Below are 21,842 nucleotides of genomic sequence, written 5' to 3'. Positions count from 1 at the left end.
CGGATTCTGTGTCAATGATCTGTCTCTCTCCAGATCGCCCTGGGTAATGGGAAACAGGTACATCTTATTGTTCCATACTCTTCTCTGGAAAACGGTACGCTTATAAAACCCGGTGAAAGAAAACCCGAGCCCGTCGTCGTTGGCATTTACGTCCATGCCGTAGATCACCTGGTTTTCCGGGTTACCCAGCAGCTTGCGGCGCAGCAGCGTAAAGGTGCGGTCGCTTTCAAAGCAAAACTCTACCTGTCTTTCTCTCAGGATAATTTTTCGCATCTGGTCTTTATTACCTACTGCTGCGGGATACACCTCTTCTATTCCGGGTATGCCCGCCCTTTTTCTTACCAGGTTCAGATAAGTTACGATGTCGGCATTACCCGGATCATATTCATTCAATGCCTCCACATAATCGAGTAATACTTCGGCATAACGGATAAGGATATACGGACCGCGGTAACCGGTGTTATCAAAACGGATATTATCGTTCGGACTTATTCTTTTCAGCGGCAGGTAGCCGGTAATGTTACTGCTTGCCATAGCGCGCTGACCGGATTTGCCGGTATAGTAAAATTCCTGGCGTCCCAGACCGTTTGCGTTATTGGGGGAAGAATAGTAGTTTTTATCATCTACTGTTAACGCCGGTAATACCGGGCGGCCGTTATAGGCGATATAGGCGTAGAACCTTGGTTCTCTTTTTACATACATATTCCAGTCGCCCTGTTTATAATCCCAGCTGTGGCTGCCGTTGCCGGGGGCAAAACCAGTTTCCACATAGCCGGAAGCCGGATCATCGATGGTGCGGCCGTTGTCCATGGAAAAGGCGTCTACCAGGTTTTGTGTGGCGTTATACATGTTATAACCACCCGGGCCGGGAGAAGCGCATTTGGTAAATCCCCAGCGGCTCCAGTCAATACTTGCCAGGATAATTTCATCATTCCAGGAAGTGAGGAACAGGTCGCGAACGGAGAGATAAGGATCAAATGCAGCACCGGTGTTATCGGTATTGGTAAACAGTTTATAGCGGGCGGAATCAATAATGTCTTTTGCGGCTTTGGCGGCTATCCTCCATTTGTTTGGGTCGGCGGAAAGCGGCGCCAATGCTGTTCCATCGGCATTTTTGAAGTTGGCGAAATCAGGGTTACCATTCCATAAAGGGCTGGCGGCCAGTTGCGCTGCCTTTTCTTTAATCGCCATACAGGCGCCTTTTGTAATTCTGCCCAGGTTACCGGAAGAGCTCCATGCAGAAGGCAGGCCTGCTGCTGATTTATCCATCAGGTTATTAATATCGGCAATGCATGCTTCAAAAGGGGCGCGTGCGTATTTACTGTAATCTTCATCCTGCCCCAGTAAACCGGGTACTATCACATAAGGGCCATATTTTCTCAGCAACAACCAGGAAAAGTAACCGCGCAGAAAATAGTTTTCAGCTTTGTACTGCTGCTTCAATGCGTCGCTCAACTGTGTTTCCGGCACCTTATCGATATTCTGTTCGAAGATGAAAGTTTTACGGATAAATGCATACTGGCTTCCCCAGTTATCCCAGGGCGAATTAGAAGGGTCCCAGTTGCCCGCCACCATGTTCCTTACAGCAACGGTAGGAATGGCGCAGGAAGATTCGTCTGAAAAACCAAGGCTGGCCCAGTCGCCGCCATCGGGACCGCGCATGCCGCTGTAAATATTATTCAGATAGGCTTCTGCGTTAGCCCGGGTTTGCCAAATCTGGTCTTCTGTTAACAGGTTGTCCGGTTTCTTATCCAGGTATTTGCTGCAGGATACCAGGCTGATAGCGATCATACCACAAAAGAAGAGAAACAGGTATTTATATCTGGTCATAACATGATCTTTTTTGCTTGATTAGAATTGCGCTCTCACGCCGATGGTCACAGTTTTCGGATAAGGATATTTCGCGGAGTTGTTACCCAGCTCAGGATCCCATAATTTAAACTTCGTGAAAGTGAGCAGGTTGGTAGCGGCGCCATATACCTGCAGGCTGCTGATACCTTTGCGCTTCATCTGCGGCGTAATAAAGGAATAGCTGAGAGACGCCTGTCTGAGACGCATAAAGCTACCGTCTTTCATCCACCAGGTACTGTTTAAATAGTTGTTATCACCGGTACTCGCCTGTGTTAATCTTGGATAATGTACGTTCTGGCTGGGGTTGTCCGGAGTCCACCGGTTCAGCATATCGGTGATGCCATTGGCCGGGTACTGTCCCATTCCCGCGAAAGGTACCACGCCAACACCGGGCGCACCATCCTGTCCATGAGATATTTCTGATCCATTGGCCATAATACCCACATCGGCTACACCGGCAAATACAGCGGACAATTCAAAGTTTTTATACCCGATATTAAATCCATAACCATATGACCATACCGGGAACACTGATTTGCCCAGGTATCCTGCATCGTTGGCATCTATTTTTCCATCGCCGCTTAAGTCAGCATACTTTATATCACCGGGATAAACTTTCCTGATCTGCGTAGGACTTTTATCCACATCATTCTGGTCTGCAAATAATCCCAGGCTCTTATAACCATACATCTCGCCAAAGCTGTGTCCTTCCAGTTGCTGATAAGGGAAAATGGCTTTAGGTTTATCTGCGAAGAGGATCTTGTTTTTTGCGTAGGTGATGTTACCGAATAAACGGAATGTAACGTCTTTGCCTATATGATCAGTATACTCTACGCTTCCGTCAATACCCCTGTTCACCAGCTCTCCGAGGTTGCCATAGATGTTGGTTCCGTTGTAACCGCCGATAGACGATATAGAGCTGCGTCCCACCAAAATGGAAGTTCTTTTATCACGGAAGGCATCTACTACAAAATTCAACTTATTCCAGAAGCCCAGTTCCAGGCCGATATTTGTTTTAGCTGATTTTTCCCAGGTAAGATTTTGGGTACCGATAACAGTAGCGGCTATACCACCATAATAGGTAGGTGTACCGGATCCGCCAAATGAAGTACCGTTAGCGCCATCTATATAAGTCAGGTAACCAAATCTATCGCCATTACCAATAAGGTCATTACCTGTCATACCATAAGAACCCCTGATCTTTAGCAAACTGATTGTTTTCGTCAGCGGAGTAAAAAAATCTTCTTTGGAAATCACCCATCCTAATGAGGCTGCGGGGAAATAACCCCATCTTTTCCCTTTCTCAAAGTTTTCAGAACCGGTGGCCCCCATGTTCACCTCCGCCAGGTATTTGTCCATATAGGAATACGTAACCCTTGCAGCTGTATTCTGACTACGGAAAGGAATCGCCGTTTTCAGTTCACCCGCTGATCCGATCAGTCTGTTCCGGATAGCTCCTACCAGCAAAGCGCCGATATTGTGTTTGCCAAAGCTGCGGTCATAGTTAACCGTTCCTTCCAGGTACATCATACGTTCGCCTGAGGAAGAGGAACTATAACCGAGATAAGTGTTTCCCGTGCGGGTGCGTTCAAAATTCAGGCTGCCATCTTCATTTCTTCTGTCAGCAAACCAGAGGTCATTCAAACCTGTTCTGCTATTATCAAATTCACCGTAGGTGTCGAATGAAAATCTCACATTGGCGCTCAGACCTGCAGCTATTGCATCCAGTTTTTGATTAACGTTTAATACGGATTGTATGGAAGGTCTGAATTCGGTACTGTAACCGGAATTCTGCACCAGGTTAAAAGGGTTGGTACCACCGTTATTCCTGGGGCCAGCCCATTTATTACCGGGGTATTGAACAGGGAATGAAATAGGATTGGTGCCATAGGCAGAATACCAGATAGCGCCGGCGGAGTTGCCGGGATAACGGCTGTTCACCAGCATCGAAGCAAGGTTAAGAGAAAGAAGGGTTGTTTTGGTGACATTCAGATCTACATTGCTTCTGAAATCATATCTTTTAAAATTCAGGTTAGGGTTATAATCAACTTTGGATACATTATACTGACCATCCTGGTTATAGAAGGACATGGAAACATAATAGCGCATGGCTTCTCCGCCACCGCTTACGTTTACATTGGCATTGGTCATGGATGCCCATTTCTTATAAATAGTATTCAGCCAGTCCACATTCGGATACAGGTAGGGATCCAGTCCGCTGGCTGTTTTCCGGATCGTTTCATCAGAGTAGGTTGGGTTGTTGCCCATATTTACCTGCGCTTCGTTGTACAGTTTCATATAGCTCACGCCGTCCAGCATTTTCGGCAACTGGGTAAGGCCACTGAAACCGGTTTCCGCTTTGGCAGATACTTTGGGTTTACCTGCAATACCCCGCCTGGTGGTAATGATCAACACGCCGTTAGCGCCCTTGGCGCCGTATACAGCTGTTGCAGAGGCATCTTTCAACAGCGAAATACTCTGGATATCTTCAGGGTCTATATTGTTAAAAGCACCGCCATAGGTACTGTTAACATCTTCGCGTTGCACACCGTCCACAATAATAAGCGGAGAGGTGCTGCCTGTAAAACTTCCAATCCCGCGGATGGTGAAGTTGGGATTATCATAGCCTGGCTCGCCACCACCGCTTTGCATAGAAATAATACCGGCTACTTTTCCTACCAGGGCGTTCGTTAAGGAACGAACCGGTGTTTTCATATCCGCCATATTTACAGATGCTACGGAACCGGTTACGGTTACCTTTTTCTGTGCGCCAAATCCCACCACCACTACTTCATTCAGCTCATCTACTTTAGCGGATAAACTGATCTTCAGTGTTTTCTGGCTGCTCACCCGCACCTCTTCAGGTTTCATTCCCATCATGGCAATTTTCAGGATATCATCCTTGGCTGCATTGATGGAAAAAACGCCCATTACATCAGTAACAGTACCTTTCTTCGAGTCCTTTACGGAAATAGTTGCACCGGGCAGGGGGTTGCCATCGGCATCCATTACCAGGCCCCGGATCAGCCATTCTGCCTGCTTTTCGTCCGGCGTATTGCCGGGGGCGGCTGTCACCGGTTCCTGTATTGCTGCCTTTTTATCCAGCACAATACGGTTCCGCTGAATAACGTAACTGATGTTTTTACTTTTGAAAATAAAATTCAGTACATCATCCAGTTTGGCGCCTCTGAAATCAAGCGAAATTTTTTCCGCATCATTCAGCAGCTGGTTGCTGTATACCAGTGTAAGCCCCGTTTGCTTCTTGATAGCACGGAATACCTGCAACAGTGATACATCATTTCCCTTAACGGTAACAACAGACTGTAACGAAGGCGTGGAGGTTTGTGCCTGTACACTAAAAAATGAAGTACATACAAGGCCACATAGCACAAGTAAGCGTACCACTTTTCGCATAGCCAGTTGGTAGTGGCGTATACTTTTTCTCATTCGGGAATTGTTTACAAGTTAAAGTGATTATACAGCAAATGGCATTTACAAATGCTTGTCAATAGAACTACATCGATTTTGCAAAAACGGGTGACAGCAAAACTTAACTTTTTTTTTAGAACCATAAATGTGTTGTGTATAGCGCCAAAAGCGATAACCCCGCCATAGGGCAGGGAACAGCGATCCCGTTTTTTAACGCGGGCGACAATCTTACTACGTTATCTGAGGGTGGTGTTGATTACTTCAGTGTAATTTCATTACCAGACAATTGGTATTCGATATGCGCGGTGGTTTTAAGATCGGATAAAAAATCATCCAGTCTTTTCCTGTCCATCAATCCTGTGAGGGATTTACCGGCCAATTTATCCTTGTCCACCATAAAACGCACGCCATAAAAACGGGACGCTTCTTCTATGAGTGGCCCAAGCGGCATATGGTAATAATAGTATACGCCAGTGCGCCAGGATAATACCTCGTCTGCATCAAAATGGGTGGTCGTAAATCCTTTATCGGCGCCATAGTCGGCCTGTATGCCTGGCTGCAGGGTTTGTTGCTCGCCGCCTTTGCCGCGGGCAATAACGCTGCCTGTTACCAGTGCCGTTTTCACCGTACCTGCATGGTAAGTATTCACATTAAATGCAGTGCCCAGCACCTGGATGCTGTTCAGGGCGGTACGCACGATAAAAGGACGCCCGGCATCCTTCGCCACGTTAAAGTAAGCTTCTCCCTCTACATATACTTCCCGGGATGCCTTTCCGAAACGGAAAGGAAAACGCAGCCGGGTAGCGGCATTCAGCCATACCTCTGTACCGTCGGACAAGGTAAGGCGGTAACTTTCACCGGCAGGAACATCCAATGTATTTTGCACCGTATCGGAAGAGGTATATTGTAAGGCGCCGTTGCTGGTGGTCAGCGTGGCATTGTTTAAGGCAATGGTTTTGTGACTGCTGTCGCCACTCAGCACTACCGCATCACCATTACTGGTGAGCAGCCGCACCGGCTGTTTTTGTTGCTGTATAAAAGTGCTGGCACTAAGTGGCTGTTTGCCGGTATTATTATTACGGGAGAAGAATACATAAGTGCTGCTGCCTAATAATAAGATCACGGCGGCAGCTATCAGTAGCTTTTTCAGTGGCACTACTTTGTCAGCAACCGGCGGTTGCCGTTGTTCCCGGATGGCTTCCAGCGCAGCATCGGAATTAATACGTTGCAGGTAACCACCGGCGTTCATGGTTTCATCTTCCTTTACCAGCAAGTCCCACTGTGCTTTGAATGCAGCATCCTGCCGCAATTGCGTTTGCACATAGCTTTCCTCTTCTGCCGAAAGTGTCCCCGACAAACGTTGTATGTATAATTCAAATATTTTTTCCGATGCGAGTTCCATGATGTTAACAAAACGCGGGCTAATACCCTTTATGAGTGATTGCATGACGTAATACCTTCAAGCCCCGCTTCAGATGGGTTTTGAAGGAATTGATACTGATACCCATCTCATCTGCCGCTTCCTGGTATCGCTTCCCCTGGATATACACCATTTGTATAGCAGACCGCTTCTGTATTGCCATATCATTGATCACCGTCAGTACCTGTTTGTAATAATCGGGCAACATTTCCGGGTTGCTGATACAGGTTTCTTCCTGCAACTGCGTAAATGCGGCCTGCTTTTCCCGTTCCGCCTTTTGCTTTTTTAACAAAGTAAGACAACGGTTTTTGATGGCCTGATGCAGGTAACCCTTTACATCGCCATCAAATTGAAGATATAATTTTTTGTCCCAAATATCGAGGAAGAATGACTGTACCAGGTCGTTGGCTTCCGCTTCATCGCGCAGAAACCAATAGGCATTCAGGCAAAGCAGCTTATGATACTTCATAAACAAAGCATCATAGGCGGTGGCGTCACCCTCCTTTAACCGCTGCACCAATTCTATGTCTGAAGAATGATTCATTTAACAAGACAGCCTTATTAGTAATAATACATTACACGTGGTATAAACACATAACCTACCTGTTTACCATATAGCAAACGGCTGGAACAGGTACTGATGATTTAAAATGGTGCTGGAAGATATTGTTTACTTCCATCGTTCACTTTGTGACACTAAAGATTCTGGCCTATGACTACTAATTTGAAATCAAGGTAAATAATAAATTCGTAAAAACATAAGGGAGCCGGTAAAAAAAGTAAAAGCCCCGGTATTGTGTACCGGAGCTTTTTTTCACAGGGGGTTTCAGTAGACAGCTTATAACTTAAAGAAGATTTTTTTCTTATATAACCAGTAACACAGACCCCATTCGAGCCCCAGCACCACAAAAGCCGATATTATTTCCCTGATCCCCTCCGGGATACCCACCATACCGGTAAACCCTTTTACAAAAATACCGGTGACAGGATTCACCCACTGCCCTCCTACTGTTTCAAAAAACAGGTAAATAAAAATGGCGTTCATCCCCACCACGGTGGCCAGCCACGCATAGCGCATATTTTGTTTTACATCGATCACCCAGTACAGGAAAGCCAGCAACAACATCACCCAGCCCCCGGAGGCCAGCGTAAAGGATGCAGTGGCAATCCGTTTGATAATGGGGGTAATCCCTGCCCAATCCAGCCCGAAACCGGTGATCAGCCCCACTGCTCCCGCAGCCAGCAATATCCGGATCTTTTGCCCGGAAGAACGGCTGCTGATCAGCAACTTCCCGGCAAGCACCCCCCATATGGTATGGGCTGCTGTAGGTAAAAAATTAATAGTGACCCAACCGCCACCGTCATTTAATTTTCCCATCAGCACCATATCTATAAAAGAACCAAAATTATGATCCTGCACAAAAGGCTGATCATAACCAGGTAACAAAACAAAACGATAGAGCAGGTCGGTCGCCAGCAATAATAAAAGGCTTACACCCAGCTGGAATCCATAGGAACGGCGTATAATCAGATAAGCGATAATGGTTGTAACGGATAGTTGAGTCAGCACATTCCATAACTCCCATACTAACCGTCCGGCATATACGCAATGAAGAGCGGTCCCAAATATAAACAACTTTAAACAACGTAGCGCAATATGCCGGAAGTTTTGTGACCAGGTTACCCCTTTTTGTGTCTTATAATAATAAGAAATATACATAGCGGAACCGGCCATCGTCATAAAGGCAGGTTGCACCAGGTCCCAGGCCCGCAGGCCATTCCAGGGGTGATGAAAGAACTGTTCTATGATACTGCCGGCAATGCCGGGAGGATGCAGTTGTGATATGGATTCATATATGCGGGCGCTTTCTCCGGCCAGGAGAATCATGATAAGTCCGCGCATCACATCCAGGGAAATCAATCGTTGGTTGACGTTGGTGGTATTGTTCATTGTCCTGATTGTAGGCTTAAAATAATAATTATTCCGGCATATTTAATAAAAAAGAGGACGCCCCCTCGTCAGGAATAGTTCCCAGTTGGGTGCCCCAGTCGCTGGTAGTAGCCACCATACCGATACGTATAGCCGCCCCCGTAAAACCTTTTATTTTTGAACGGTCCAGCTTTCCTTCGAAACGGATGACTCCATTGGCCTCCGCCACCGTACCCAGTGTATAAAAATCGGTGCCGGACTGCGGATCAAAAGTGAAACCGGTTTGTGGTCCGTTGTGATAATACATCGCCATTGGAATAGCTGCTGTCGACAGTTTCAGCAACAGCTGCCCCTCCAGTAATACATCGTAAGCGCCACCGGTAAACAGGGAAGTCAGTAACCCCGTGCCTGCGTTATTGTCGCTGTCGATATACATATCAAAGATCACCCCGTCAGATTGTTTGCCGGCCATTTCCACATAGAAGTACATGTTCTGTCCGTCGTAATCAAATTTGGCCTTCTTAAATACACCGCCTTTCGGCCCTGCCATCATCATATTTACACTGATGGTATCCCAGTCGGCCAGGCTGTTATCATTCAGTTTCACGGGCGACGTTTTGGAAATCCGTATAACCGTCGACCCTTCTGCCGTTACCCCATCTCCCGAAGTAGCATACAGGGTAGGCACATACTTGCCTTTACCTTTATAGGTATGCACCGGGCTTTGCTCAGCGGAGGTGGCGCCGTCGCCAAAATCCCATTTCCAGGAAGTGGCGCCGGTAGTAGTGTTATTAAACGTTACTTTGTTACCATCTACTTCAATGGTGTATACCACCACCGGAGCGGGTTTGGTATCATCCTTTTTACAGGCAGACGCTGCAAACAGCAGCAGGAATATATAGCGGAGTGGTTGTTGCATGTTGAAACATTTTAAGGATTCTGGGTGCACAGTTTATTGGTTTCTATTTCATCGATCGGAATGTAATAGATGATCTTCGGATTATCCGGCTGTATCATCATACCGGCATAACCGGAAGGATTCGATGGTTTTATATCCGATTGCTTTAAACCCGGCAGGTGATAGCCCCAGTAGGTTCTGTTCATTGTTCTTTTATTCCGGTAGATATCATAACTGCGGTGCCCTTCAAAAGCCAGCTCCAGGCGACGCTCCTTCAATACTATATCCAGCGCCGATTTACCGGCTGGCAGCTGGCGGTGATACTGCGCATTGGTTAAACCCCGGTTGCGGCGGATCATATCCACATCATCCAGGGCCGCCGCCGTATTCCCCGCTTTGGCACTGGCCTCCGCCCGGTTAAGATACAGCTCCGCCAAACGGAACAAGATCGGTGAACTCAACGTAGGACTTTTATCCTGCCCCGAAAATTTCGAGATATAATAAACGTCGATACCATTCTTTTGCTGCAATACGCCATTATCATCTTTCAACGGCACAATATACTTCCAGCGCACATCTTCGGGGTTGGCCAACATGGTATCCCTCAGCGAAGCAGACGCAAATTCTTCTCCCCAGCCGGAGTTACCATCAGAATAGATCATGGAAGCGATTGACCCGAATTTGCGGTAATCGTCCAGTGGTGTAAAAGCGGCGCAAAAAATGGTTTCGCTGCCGGTCATCGCATTGGCAAACAAACCCGGATAAGTATCGCCGGTGGTGAGCGTGTAGCGGCCGCCATCAATTACCTTGCTGGCATAATAAATGGTACTGTCGTTTACGCCCTCATACAAATATGCCCTGGAAAGCAATGCCCATGCAGCCTCCCGGGAGGCATACTGCGGCCCCCTTGCCTGCCCCATCAATGCGGCGCCGCGCTGTGCATCCCCAATGATCTGTTTGTATACCTCTCCTACAGAGGCTCTTGCCTTTTGCCCCGGATCACTGGTCGACGTGCGGAGAATAACTCCCGCAGCACCCGGATTTTGTGTATAAGGCATCGCAAATAATTTCACCAGGTTAAAATGACTGAACGCGCGCAGGAAATAACATTCACCCAACAGCTGCTGCGTGGTGGCGTCGGGGTTAGCCTGCTTCTCCACCGCTTCTATTACGGTGTTGGCATCGTTAATGATCTTATAGGAGATATACCAGAAATACCGTGTATTCGTTTGCGTTGGAGAATGATCCAGCGAGAAACTGTAAAACAACGGGTCCTCTGTTGTTTGTCCGCATACAATATCATCACTGGCGAAATCTGACAGCTGGAAATATTGCCGCAGGTACATATTGTTATCGTCGGTAGTACCATTAAACGGCACATGGTCTTTTAGCAGCGAATACGCGCCGTTCACCGCATTTTTCAACCCGTCAGGCGTACTGGTAATTGTTTCTGTAGTCAGCGCATCGCTGGGGTTTACATCTTTCATACAACCGGTTTGCCATAACAGCAACGGCAGCAGTATCAATATTATAATAGCTGATCTCATGACAGGCATTTTAAAATCTGAAATTAATGTTGAACAGGTACTGGCGGTTGTTCGGGTACTTGAAATCCGATACACCGGGCATCACCTGTGAACCAGGCGTGATGGTGGTTTGCGGGTCCTGCCCAAGAAAATTGGTAAACGTATGCACATTGTCGGCGGTAAAACCTACGGTAATGCCATCCATCTTTAACCTGTTCACCAATGCACGTGGCAGCTCATAACTCAAACTGATATTGCGCAATGCCAGGAAGCTGCCGTCTTTTAAAAAGCGTGTAGACGTTTGCGTTGAATTTGCTGAATGCTGCGGACTGGGTTCAGTAGCGTCATCGCCGGGTTTACTCCAGGTACTGCTGCCTTTGGGCAGGTTCACCTGGTTGTAGTAAGGCTCATTTCCATCGTTTTCCACAAAGCGCAGGTTGTTGCTGTATACTTTGTTGCCTGAAAGGAAATAGATATTCACCCCTAGCGAAATACCATTCCAGGCAAAGGTATTGGTCATACCTCCCTGGAATTTCGGCAGGGCAGAACCTACCTCCTGGTAAGTGGCGCTGGCATAATCGGAAGTGGATTTCCTGCTGCCATCCTTATCCACTATTTCCCATAGGGGCGCACCGGTTTGTTTATCCACACCTAACCATTTGGGCATATAAAATTCATAGAGGTTACCACCATTGCGGTAGATCTGTGAAATGCTCCAGGTAGATTGCGTATTGATAATATTGGCCGGAAACTGTTGCAGCTTGTTAGTGTTGAAGTTAATGTTGAAATCGGTGTTCCACTGGAATTTCCCGCTGCGGATATTCAGGGTGCTTAACCCCAGTTCTATCCCGTTATTCACCAGTTCTCCTACGTTCTCCCACCTGGTTTCAAAACCGACAGACAGTGGCTGGGATACCTGCAGCAACAGGTTTTTGGTGATGTTGTTGTAGACATCTACGCTCAGGTCTATACGCTTAAACAAACTGATGTCGAGTCCGCCATTCCATTGGTATTTACTTTCCCAGGTGAGGTTAGGGCTGGGTAGCTGCGAAGGAGTGGCAGCCGTACCGGAATTATATTGGCTGGACAATGAAAACAGTGCCAGGTAACGCGACGAGCCAATGTCTTGCGTACCGGTAACCCCGTAACTGGCCCGGAGTTTTACATTGGTGAAAACTTCATTGTCTTTCAAAAAATCCTCATTGCTCATCAACCACGCGGCAGATACCGAAGGGAAGGAAGCGTAACGGTTGCTGGAAGGAAAATTGGAAGAGCCATCCACACGGAAGGAACCTGTTACAAAATATTTATCGAGGTAGCTGTAGTTGAGCTGCGAAATGAAGGATTGTATGATGGCTTCATTTACACTACCGTTTACCACCTGGTGACTGGATACAACATTCAGCACTTTTAAACCCACCGGTAATCCTTTTCCGGAAGCGCCCATCAGGTCTGTATTACTGCCTTCAAATGCCACACCGGCCAAACCGCTGATACGATGATCCCCCATGTGAAAATCTACCTTCAACAGGTTGTTGGACACATAGCCATAATTAAGTGTACTCCCTTCATTGAGAAAACCATCTCCGTGATATTGGCCTGCTACCGTGGGGGAATACCAGGTTTTGTTTTTGTTATATCCCAGCGACAAACGGTTGGTGCTGGCAAATGTGAGCCAGTTTGTGATACCGATGTTCAGTCCCATGTCGTAGTTCACATCAAAATTTTTATAGGGATGTTCGGAATTACGGATGGTATGAATGGGGTTTACTTTATCGCGCGACCACCACTTAAACGGGGAGTTGCCATCTACATACATGGCATTGCCGCTGCTATCGTACGGGTTATCCCAGGGCATGTTGAGATAGGCATAATACATATCGTTGTAGTCGTATGTTTTACCAAAGGAACCACTGAGATTGATGTTATTGGTTAAGCTGATATTTTTGGTGAAATGATAGGTAGCGTTTGCCCGCAGGTTTACCCGCTGGTAATTGGTATTCATAAAGGTGCCTTTCTCGTTGTAGTAAGAGAGGCCCAGGTAGTAATCTGCTTTTTCCGTTTTACCGCTGGCGGAGAGGTATATATTCTGCATCGGCGCGCGGCGGAACATGTCTGTTAACCAGTTATAGTTCTGGTTTTTGAGAGACAGCGGGCGTTCGTTGTAAAATTTCAGGAGATCAATTTTATAGGAGTTGTCGGCGGCGCCGGGAATATAATCGCGGTAATATTCTTTCTGCCGTTCGTATAGTTCGCTGCCGTTCATCATATCCATGGTGCCGAAATCGGGTGTGCGGAAACCGGTGGTGATTTTTGCCTGGAATCGTGTTTTCCCGGAGGCGGCTCTTTTGGTGGTGATGATGAGTACACCGGCATTGGCCTGGGAACCATACATGGCGGTAGCGCCGGCATCTTTTAATACTGTAACGTTTTCGATGTCGTTAGGGTCGTAGTTACCGCCAATAATTCCATCTACCACTACCAGCGGTGTTTGGGAGGCATTTACCGAAGAGATGCCCCGCATGCGGATTTCAGCGGCAGCGCCGGGAACGCCGGAGCTGCTCACCACCTGCAGACCCGCCACCTTGCCCTGCAGCATGGTGGCTACATCGTTGGTGGTAACGTCTTTCAGTTTAGCGGCATCTACTACCGTTACAGCGCTGGTGAGTTCACTTTTTTTCTTATCCGAGTAGCCCACTACCACTACCTGGTCCAGCTGGCTGTTACTGGTTTGCAGCGTCACCTGCATTCCTTGCCGGGCGGGCATTTCCTGTTTATCGTAGCCGGTAAATGTAAACACCAGTATTTCGCCGGGGTTGGCAGCAACGACGAATTGTCCGCCACTATTGGTAGCGTTCCCCCTTGTGGTACCTTTCACTATCACGGTAGCACCGGGAAGCGGAGTGCCATCGGGCGCTTTTACCGTACCGGAAATCTTGCCCAATGTATCTGCTGCCGGCGCTGCCGGCGGCGATTTGGGACGGATCACGAACACGCCATCGCTGATCATAAAAGTAACGGGCTGATGTTGCAGACATTGCTCCAGCACTGATTGTACTGAAGCGTCGCTTACCTGTAAGGTAACGGGGAGCGTGTTTTTAAGGGCCGACTCGTTGTACACGATGGTGGCGCCCGATTGCAGGATTATTTCTGCAAACACTTTTTGTAACGGCATATTTTTCACAGAGAGGGTAACCTGTTGTGAAAAAGTCCTGGCGCTTACATGTAAGCAGGCAACCAGGATCAGCCAGGTGGTCATTTTCATAACCCGCAAAATTTTGGTTAATAAAAGTCCCTTGGGGAGAAATGGATTCTCCTTAAATTTTAAATGCATACTTTTAATAAGGTTTAGAATTCTTAAATGATCATTCGACCGATCTTACAGGATGCTGGACTATAGCCGGGGGTGTTGTCACCACCTCCGGTTTTTCCATTGTTCAACAATTTATTTCATACGTTTTCTTTATCTCTTTTATGGTAATACAATTACTTTGTTCCCATCTGTTTTAAAGTGGTTGGTTCCGTTTTCCTCGAGTACGTGCAACACGGCTGATAAATTAAGATTCCGGCTGATCCCTCCACCATACAGCTCTTTGCCGGGTGTAGCCTGGTATACAATTTCCACATCGTACCAGCGGACTATTTCCCGCAGGATGGTAGGAAGGTCCATATTATTAAACACGAAGAGGCCATTCTTCCAGGCCATAATTTTATTTACATCGGCTTCGCCAATGGTAAGCTGATGCCCGGCAAGTGCCAGCACCGCCTGTTGACCGGGCCGCAGGATCTTATCCTGTACTTTTATTTTTCCATCTAATAAGGTAGCATTGATAGTAGGTTCATCCGCATAGGCCATCATATCGAACCGTGTGCCCAGTACCACTACCTCCATTTCATTGGCCTGTACTTTAAAAGGCTGAGCAGCTTTTCCGGCTATTTCAAAATAGGCCTGCCCCTGCAGGATTACTTTTCTTTCCGCGCCATTGAAGGCAGTAGGGTAACGCAATGAAGAAGCGGAGTTGAGCCATACTTTGGAGCCATCCGGCAACACCACCTGGTATTGACCACCACGGGGCACCGTGAGGGTATTATACACGGCCTCTCCGCCTGCATGATCAGCCTCGTAAGAGAGCTGTCCGCCTGTATTTTTAACCACCCTGGCGCCTCCCTGTTTCCCAAGGGCACCGTTGGCCACATCATCCAGCGCAATGGTGCTGCCATCGCCCAGCGTGAGCATTGCTTTTTTATTGGCAGGAAGCACTTCTTTCGTGGCAGGATGCGTAGCAATTATATTTTTTGGGGGAGATGCGTTCCGGTGTTGCAGTACTGCTATTCCCGCAGCGGCTACCAGTACAGCCACAGTTGCCGCCGCCGCATAACGCCGGTAAAAAGGTTTTTGAGCCCGTACCGGCTGCATGGCAGGCCGCAGCCTGTTCAGTAAACGCTGTTCCAGCTGCTGACGATCTTCTCCCGGCTCCAGCGGCAGGGATACCTCACTGTCGTCGAAGCTATCGTACCACTCATTCAGCGCACCGGTTTCTTCGGGCGTGGCGTTGCCTTTCAGATAACGTTGGATCAGGTCTTTTAAATGCTGCATAATAGTAGAGTACAGAAATAGGGTTGCTACCCTTAGTCCGGGTCAAAAAAATTTTCAGAGAAGGAAAGAAAGGTAGGGATATACGTCTTTCAAACGCAGACGCAAATGCTTCAATGCCTTGGTGAGATGGGCTTCTACGGTTTTTTCCGACAGCTGCATGGCGGCGGCAATTTCTTTATTGCTATACTGTTCGCGGCGACTGTATAAAAAAACGAGGCGGCATTTTTCCGGCAGACCGGCAATTTCCACACCCAGTCTTTCCTGCAAACGACAGAAATCGAGGTGGCTCATATCCGGATCTTCCACCAGCTGCCGCACTACATCCGGGTTATCAAGTGGCTGATCGGGCAATAAGCGGCTGATCTGCCGGAATACGGCGTAGCGGGTAGCGGTGGCCAGGTAGCCGGAAAGATGGCGTATTTCAAGCACATCTTTCCGCACCCAGAGACTGGCCAATACCTCTTGCACTACGTCTTCCGCAGCCGTGCGTATACGCAAACGGTTATACGCGATGGCGTACAATTTTTCCCAGTATCGATGAAATATTTCGGTGTAAGCCGCTTCATCAGCCTGTTGCAGTCGTTTTAATAGCGCTATGTCACTTTGATCCTCCACGTGGTAGTTGGTTGATATCCGGCAGATGCTATAAAAATAGCAATTTTTTCTTTTGCCAGGGAGTAAAGACTTTACAACCGCTCCCTGATCACTTTCACTGCCTTTCCTCTTTCCAGTTCATTATGTTCCTGCCACCGGCTTTGCTGCTGGCTCATCAGCAATCCCGTTTGCCACGCCAGGAACTTTGCCGCGAGGCGTTCAAGACACAACTGTTTATTCTGTAACTGGGAACGGCTGTCCATCGCCAGCACCTGTAAACCACTGGGCCGGTGTGTACCGCGAACGGCTGTTTCCACTTTGTTGACATGCTGCCCGCCAGGCCCTGCAGCGCGGCAGGTTTCCAGTACCACGTCTTTCGGATTCCATTGCAACTGCTTTTTCACATCGAAAACCGTTACACCTGCAAACCAATTTTTACGTTTGTGCATTTTACGGTAGGGGCTTGTTGCCACCCATTGAATAGTGCCTTCCCATTCTTTGATGAGTGCGGGCAACTGGCTGCCTTTGGCCAACAGCGTGGCCGACAGCAGTGTGCCGTTGATATCGCCTTTTATATTTTCGAGCACCTGTATGTCGATAGATGCCGCCCTGGCTTGTTTAATGATGAGTTCCTGTACCCTGGCCACTACCCTGCAACATTCTGCAGGGCCGCGGCCGGAGGTGATCTGTATAATTGCCTGTTCCATAATATTAGTCTTTATTCATTCTTACAATGGCGGGCATAAACCTGCCTTCTATATCTACTAAATCCTGCTGCGCATTGATCACATCTTCGATGTTTTTATATGCGAGGGGGTTTTCTTCCACGCTGCCACCGATCAGGGTAACGCCTGCGCCGGACAGCATTTTCTTTAAACCGGATACGGTCATGTTTTCTTTGGCTCTTTTACGGCTCATAGCCCTGCCTGCACCATGTGAAGCGGAATACAACGCGTTGTCTACTCCTTTGCCTTTTACGAGGTAAGCGGCGGTGCACATGCTGCCTGGAATGATGCCCATTTCACCGGCATGCGCGGGCGTAGCTCCTTTGCGGTGAACAATCACTGCGCGACCATCTGCCAGGGTATCTTCCCAGGCAAAATTGTGATGGTTTTCCACTTTGGCCAGCGCCTGCAAACCGAGCGCTTTGGTGAGATTGGCATGGATGCGGTCGTGACAGGCTTTGGCGTAATCGCCGGCCAGGTTCATCGACAGCCAGTATTCCTGTCCTGCTTCACTGTTCATATCCAGCCAGGCCAGCTGCTGCGCCGACTTTGGCAGTTTACAGGTATCCATGGCAATACGGGTGTAGTGCTGCGCAATATTAGCGCCCAATCCCCGGCTGCCGGAATGCGACAGCAACGCCAGGTATTTTTTGGGAGGTAACTGCAGGGCATTGTCTTCATACAGTTCTATTAACCCAAATTCCACAAAGTGATTCCCGCTACCGGATGATCCTAACTGCCGCGCCGCTTTGGCCTGTAACTTTTTCAACAGTTCCGTAAACTGGAACACGGGGCTGTCTAATACAGCATGTTCCTGTGAAAACGCCAGTCCGCCTTCCATACCAAAGTGCGTATAGTCTTTCAACGCTACTTTCACCTGGTGTGAAAAACGTTTTAAGAAACTTTCTCCTTCATCCAGGATGGTAAGCGCCATGCGGCAACCAATGTCTACGCCCACCGCAAATGGCAACACAGCATTTTGGGTAGCCAGTACGCCGCCGATAGGTAAGCCGTAACCGGTATGTGCATCCGGCATTAAAGCGCCTTGTACCGTTACCGGCAAAGACATGGCCAGTTCCATCTGTTGTTTGGCAGAACGTTCTATTTCTTTGGCGCCGTATATTTTCAGCTGTCCTGTTTTCTCCAGTAAATCATAAGACTGGAAATTACACTCCACCGGTTCATCCAGGAAAGTGTCCGCAATTTTGCCTAACACTTCATCCGCCCGGTATTTTGCCGGATCCGATTTTATGTTTGTTAATAATTCGATGATCTCCGGCTTGCTATGATGTTTGAAATGCCTGGAGATAATATTGATAACGAGGCTTCTCGCCTGGTCGTTTGTATAACCTATTTTACTAAGTTCCTTTGTTTTTATGCTTCCCATAAAAAGTGTATTGGGTGCGACTTTCCGGCGCGCACAATGCCGGCACAGGCAGGTCTGCCTGCGTGATCATGATATAATTAAATGAGCATATTGTTCCGTAACGGAATAGCTTTCGCGGCAACGCTGAGGGGCAAACAAATAGCTATTAGCTATTAGCAGTTAGCTTTTAGTAGTTGCCTGGTGTCTAAAGCTAATTGCTAACAACCAATTGCTAATAGCAACTGCTAAAAGCTAATAGCTAACTGCTAAAAGCTATTTTTCCTGCTTATGCAAAAGTAAAAACACTGCGTTTGCCTGATCAGGCAATGAGCGAAAGGGGCGATATGTGTGAATGTTCTGTCATGATTCCCTGCATTTTAAAAATGAAGAGTAAGGAATTCGGCTGCAAAGATATGGGTATTTTTCAAATACCGGTATACATTTTTTATCATAGCAATTTTATTGCTTTTACGATAGATTTTAACATTTCGCAGACGGATAAAAAAGGGTTTATAACAGTGCATGACGTAAATTTGTATACGCCCGCAATATTAACCTCCGGAACCCGCTCCGGACGGGCCATTTCAACAATAGTAAAACTTTTTCTCATGGACAAACAGCTCATCCGCAACGCTTACAAAGTGTACTGGCTGGAAAACGGCAAAGCACCTGTATCTGTTTATGCGCTCTGCAAAATTGTAGACATCACGGAAGCGACCTTTTACGAACAATATAGTTCACTGGAAGCTGTAGAAAAAGACATCTGGTTAGCCATCTTCCAGCAAACGCTGGAACAGCTGCAGGCAGATGAAGTATATCAGCAATACAATGCGCAGGAAAAACTGCTGGCATTTTATTTTCTCTGGGTACAGAAACTGAAAGAAGACCGCAGCTATCTGCTCTTACAGCGCAAACATTTCCGGTTGCCGGACTTTTACCGCAATAAGCTGGAAACATTCCGCCACGCATTCAACAGCTATGTAAGCGACCTGGTAAAAGAAGGATACCAGTCCAGCGAAATCAAGGAAAGAAAATACATCTCTGATCAATATGTGCACGGTTTCTGGCTGCAGGCCCTGTTTGTGCTCAAATACTGGCTGGATGATACCAGCAACCAGTTCGAGATGACCGATGCCGCCATTGAAAAAGCGGTGAACCTGAGCTTTCAGCTGATCAAATCCAATACACTGGATAGCCTGCTGGACTTTGGCAAATTTATATTTACGCGGAAATAAGCAACATGAAAGAGCAATCCAATATACCCACCTCCAAGGTGGAAAGGGCAGGCAAATTCGTTACGACCGGACTTAAGGTAGGTACCAACTATATCAAACACTACACGCGCAAACTGATGGATCCTTCCACTACAAAGGAAGAACTACACCAGGACAATGCCGCTGATATTTACGATACCCTGAGCAACCTGAAAGGCAGCGCCCTGAAAGTGGCCCAAATGCTGAGTATGGACAAAGGAATGCTCCCCAAGGCCTATACCGAAAAATTTGCGATGTCGCAGTACAGCGCTCCCCCGCTGAGCGGACCGCTGGTAGTAAATACCTTTGTTAAAACGCTGGGCAAATCACCGTCACAGCTATACGATAAATTTGAGATGCAGGCGTCCAATGCCGCCTCCATAGGCCAGGTACATAAAGCCACCAAAGATGGTAAAATACTGGCGGTAAAAATCCAGTATCCCGGTGTAGCCAACAGTGTAAAATCGGACCTTCGTATCGTAAAACCTTTTGCTATCCGCATCGTGGGTATGAACGAAGTAGATATGGACAAATACTTTGAGGAGATAGAAGGTAAGCTGCTGGAAGAAACCGACTATAAGCTGGAGCTCCGCCGCTCGGTAGCACTCTCCCAGGCATGCGCCCATATTCCCAACCTGCAGTTCCCCGGGTATTACCCGGACATGTCGTCGGACCGGATCATTACCATGGACTGGCTGGAAGGACTGCATCTGAAAGAATTCTTACTCACCAATCCCACCCAGGAAGCACGAAATAAAATAGGCCAGGCATTATGGGATTTCTACCAGTTCCAGGTACACAGCCTGAAACAGGTACATGCCGATCCTCACCCCGGCAATTTCCTGATGCGCCCCGATGGCAGCGTAGGTATTTTTGATTTTGGATGTGTGAAAGAGATTCCGGAAGATTTTTATGTAAACTATTTCCTGCTGGTAGATAAGGAAGTACTGAAAGATGAAAAAAGACGACATGAGATCTATACCAACCTGGAAATGATCCACCCATCAGATACCCCTAAAGAAGTGGAATTCTTCTCCGGTCTTTTCCAGCATATGATCGATTTGCTGACATTGCCATTTACCCTCGAAAATTTTGACTTTGGCAATGAAGCATACTTCAATGAAATATATGCTTACATGGATGAGCTGTACAACATGAAGGAAATCCGTGACTCCAAAGTAGCCCGTGGCTCCAGGCACAGTCTTTATATAAACCGCACCTATTTTGGGTTATACTCTATTCTCAGCGACCTGAAAGCCAATGTAATTACAGGTCCCGGGAGAATACAGGAATTGGTTAATGGTAAGCTGAAAGCATAAGGGATAAAGCAAAAAGCTATTGAAGCGAATGATCTGAGCGGAAAAATATTCATCTCAATCATTCGCTTCAATAGCTTTTTGCTTTATCCCTTATGCTTTATGCGCCTTCTATCAGAATGTTTTCTTCTTCTCCAGCGCTGGTAATGCTTCATCGATACGCTTACACAGCTCCGGCAATTTTATAGTAGGCACCGCCGGAAACAGGTGATGTTCCAGGTGGTAAAACATACTGAATGTAATCGCATTCTTCCAGCCGGTACGTTGCGTTCTGGCAATGGTATCATGATCACAGTCATGATGCACGCTCCATACGGCAAAAAATGCCATCATCAGCTCCCCGAAGATCATCACCACAATATGATACATCAGGAAATGTACCTGGAAATAAAACACCAGTCCTGTAAAGAGGACGATGGCGCCCAGCTCCAGCAACATATTCCGGCGATAGTTCCGGTTGCCCAGCTGCCAGGTTACCCGGTGAATGAGCCACATATGTTTAGGTCCGTAAAAAATGGCCCCCAGTGCGCTCATACCGGCAGACTTACCTTCATAATCTTCTTCCGATAAACAATATTTATGATGGCGGATGTGGTTAAATTTTACCGCATGGATAGATGCCATCATTAAAATACTGTTGAAGAACAAAGTAAACCAGGTCAGTTGTTTATTGGTACCCAGCGATTGATGGAATCCATTGTGCACCTGTCGCAATGCCGTGAGAAAGAAGAGTGCTGAAAAAGGCAATGCCAGCAGGTAATACCCGTACCAGGCCAGCACCCAGGAACCCAGCGCCCAGGGAATAGAAATATTGTTTTCGATCAGCATTTCGCGGACAGACAGGCGGGTTAAGTCTTTCCAGGCAATTTTGCGGGTGATATCAGCAGTAGCCATATACCGGGATTTAGGGAAATGAGGTAATCAGGAATTCGCGTGT

Annotated in this window: 15 protein-coding genes; 2 read left to right on the top strand and 13 right to left on the bottom strand. The window is 47.4% G+C overall.

Going from position 1 to position 21,842, the window contains the following annotated elements:
* The 12 genes from KE626_RS07060 to KE626_RS07005 all read right to left on the bottom strand — a co-directional run.
* On the bottom strand, positions 1 to 1,830 hold a 1,830-nt coding region (locus tag KE626_RS07060; RefSeq protein ID WP_211972152.1), incomplete at its 3' end, for a RagB/SusD family nutrient uptake outer membrane protein.
* 21 nt (positions 1,831 to 1,851) lie between these two features.
* Positions 1,852 to 5,298 (bottom strand): TonB-dependent receptor, encoded by a 3,447-nt coding sequence (locus KE626_RS07055; protein ID WP_211972151.1) that lies wholly within the window; start codon positions 5,296 to 5,298, stop codon positions 1,852 to 1,854.
* Positions 5,299 to 5,536: 238 nt separating this feature from the next.
* Positions 5,537 to 6,727, bottom strand: a complete 1,191-nt coding sequence (locus KE626_RS07050; protein ID WP_211972150.1) for a FecR domain-containing protein — start codon at positions 6,725 to 6,727, stop codon at positions 5,537 to 5,539.
* Complete coding sequence (locus KE626_RS07045) at positions 6,702 to 7,244, bottom strand: RNA polymerase sigma factor (RefSeq protein ID WP_211972149.1); 543 nt, start codon at positions 7,242 to 7,244, stop codon at positions 6,702 to 6,704. Before KE626_RS07045 ends, KE626_RS07050 begins: the two co-directional genes overlap by 26 nt.
* Positions 7,245 to 7,538: 294 nt before the next feature.
* Positions 7,539 to 8,651, bottom strand: a complete 1,113-nt coding sequence (locus tag KE626_RS07040) for an acyltransferase family protein (protein WP_211972148.1) — start codon at positions 8,649 to 8,651, stop codon at positions 7,539 to 7,541.
* Between the two features lie 28 nt (positions 8,652 to 8,679).
* Positions 8,680 to 9,549 (bottom strand): PKD domain-containing protein, encoded by an 870-nt coding sequence (locus KE626_RS07035; protein WP_211972147.1) that lies wholly within the window; start codon positions 9,547 to 9,549, stop codon positions 8,680 to 8,682.
* Positions 9,550 to 9,560: 11 nt separating this feature from the next.
* The gene (locus KE626_RS07030) at positions 9,561 to 11,075 is read right to left on the bottom strand and encodes a RagB/SusD family nutrient uptake outer membrane protein (protein WP_249207307.1); all 1,515 of its coding nucleotides are present in this window, start codon (positions 11,073 to 11,075) and stop codon (positions 9,561 to 9,563) included.
* Positions 11,076 to 11,085: 10 nt separating this feature from the next.
* On the bottom strand, positions 11,086 to 14,319 hold the full coding sequence (locus KE626_RS07025) for a TonB-dependent receptor (RefSeq protein ID WP_211972145.1): 3,234 nt from the start codon (positions 14,317 to 14,319) through the stop codon (positions 11,086 to 11,088).
* A gap of 207 nt (positions 14,320 to 14,526) precedes the next feature.
* Positions 14,527 to 15,651: a FecR family protein gene (locus KE626_RS07020; RefSeq protein ID WP_211972144.1), complete on the bottom strand. Its 1,125-nt coding sequence runs from the start codon at positions 15,649 to 15,651 to the stop codon at positions 14,527 to 14,529.
* 54 nt (positions 15,652 to 15,705) lie between these two features.
* Positions 15,706 to 16,266: an RNA polymerase sigma factor gene (locus KE626_RS07015; protein ID WP_211972143.1), complete on the bottom strand. Its 561-nt coding sequence runs from the start codon at positions 16,264 to 16,266 to the stop codon at positions 15,706 to 15,708.
* Between the two features lie 71 nt (positions 16,267 to 16,337).
* Complete coding sequence (prfH, locus tag KE626_RS07010) at positions 16,338 to 16,952, bottom strand: peptide chain release factor H (RefSeq protein ID WP_211972142.1); 615 nt, start codon at positions 16,950 to 16,952, stop codon at positions 16,338 to 16,340.
* Positions 16,953 to 16,956: 4 nt separating this feature from the next.
* A complete protein-coding gene (locus KE626_RS07005; protein WP_211972141.1) occupies positions 16,957 to 18,357 on the bottom strand; it encodes an RtcB family protein in 1,401 nt (466 codons plus the stop codon).
* Positions 18,358 to 18,944: 587 nt separating this feature from the next.
* On the opposite strand from KE626_RS07005, the gene KE626_RS07000 reads away from it, so the two are divergent.
* Positions 18,945 to 19,571 carry a TetR/AcrR family transcriptional regulator gene (locus tag KE626_RS07000; RefSeq protein WP_211972140.1) on the top strand — a complete coding sequence of 209 codons (627 nt, stop codon included), beginning with the start codon at positions 18,945 to 18,947 and terminating at the stop codon, positions 19,569 to 19,571.
* 5 nt (positions 19,572 to 19,576) lie between these two features.
* Positions 19,577 to 20,908 (top strand): ABC1 kinase family protein, encoded by a 1,332-nt coding sequence (locus KE626_RS06995; protein WP_211972139.1) that lies wholly within the window; start codon positions 19,577 to 19,579, stop codon positions 20,906 to 20,908.
* A gap of 111 nt (positions 20,909 to 21,019) precedes the next feature.
* Here KE626_RS06995 and KE626_RS06990 read toward each other — a convergent pair whose 3' ends face one another.
* Entirely contained in the window at positions 21,020 to 21,799 is a 780-nt protein-coding gene (locus KE626_RS06990) for a fatty acid desaturase (protein WP_211972138.1), read from the bottom strand.
* Between the last annotated feature and the right edge of the window lie 43 nt (positions 21,800 to 21,842).

The organism is Chitinophaga hostae, assembly GCF_018224885.1.
Classification (GTDB): Bacteria; Bacteroidota; Bacteroidia; order Chitinophagales; family Chitinophagaceae; genus Chitinophaga; species Chitinophaga hostae.
Note: the sequence above shows the minus strand (reverse complement) of the source record. Positions and strands in the feature narration are given on the sequence as shown.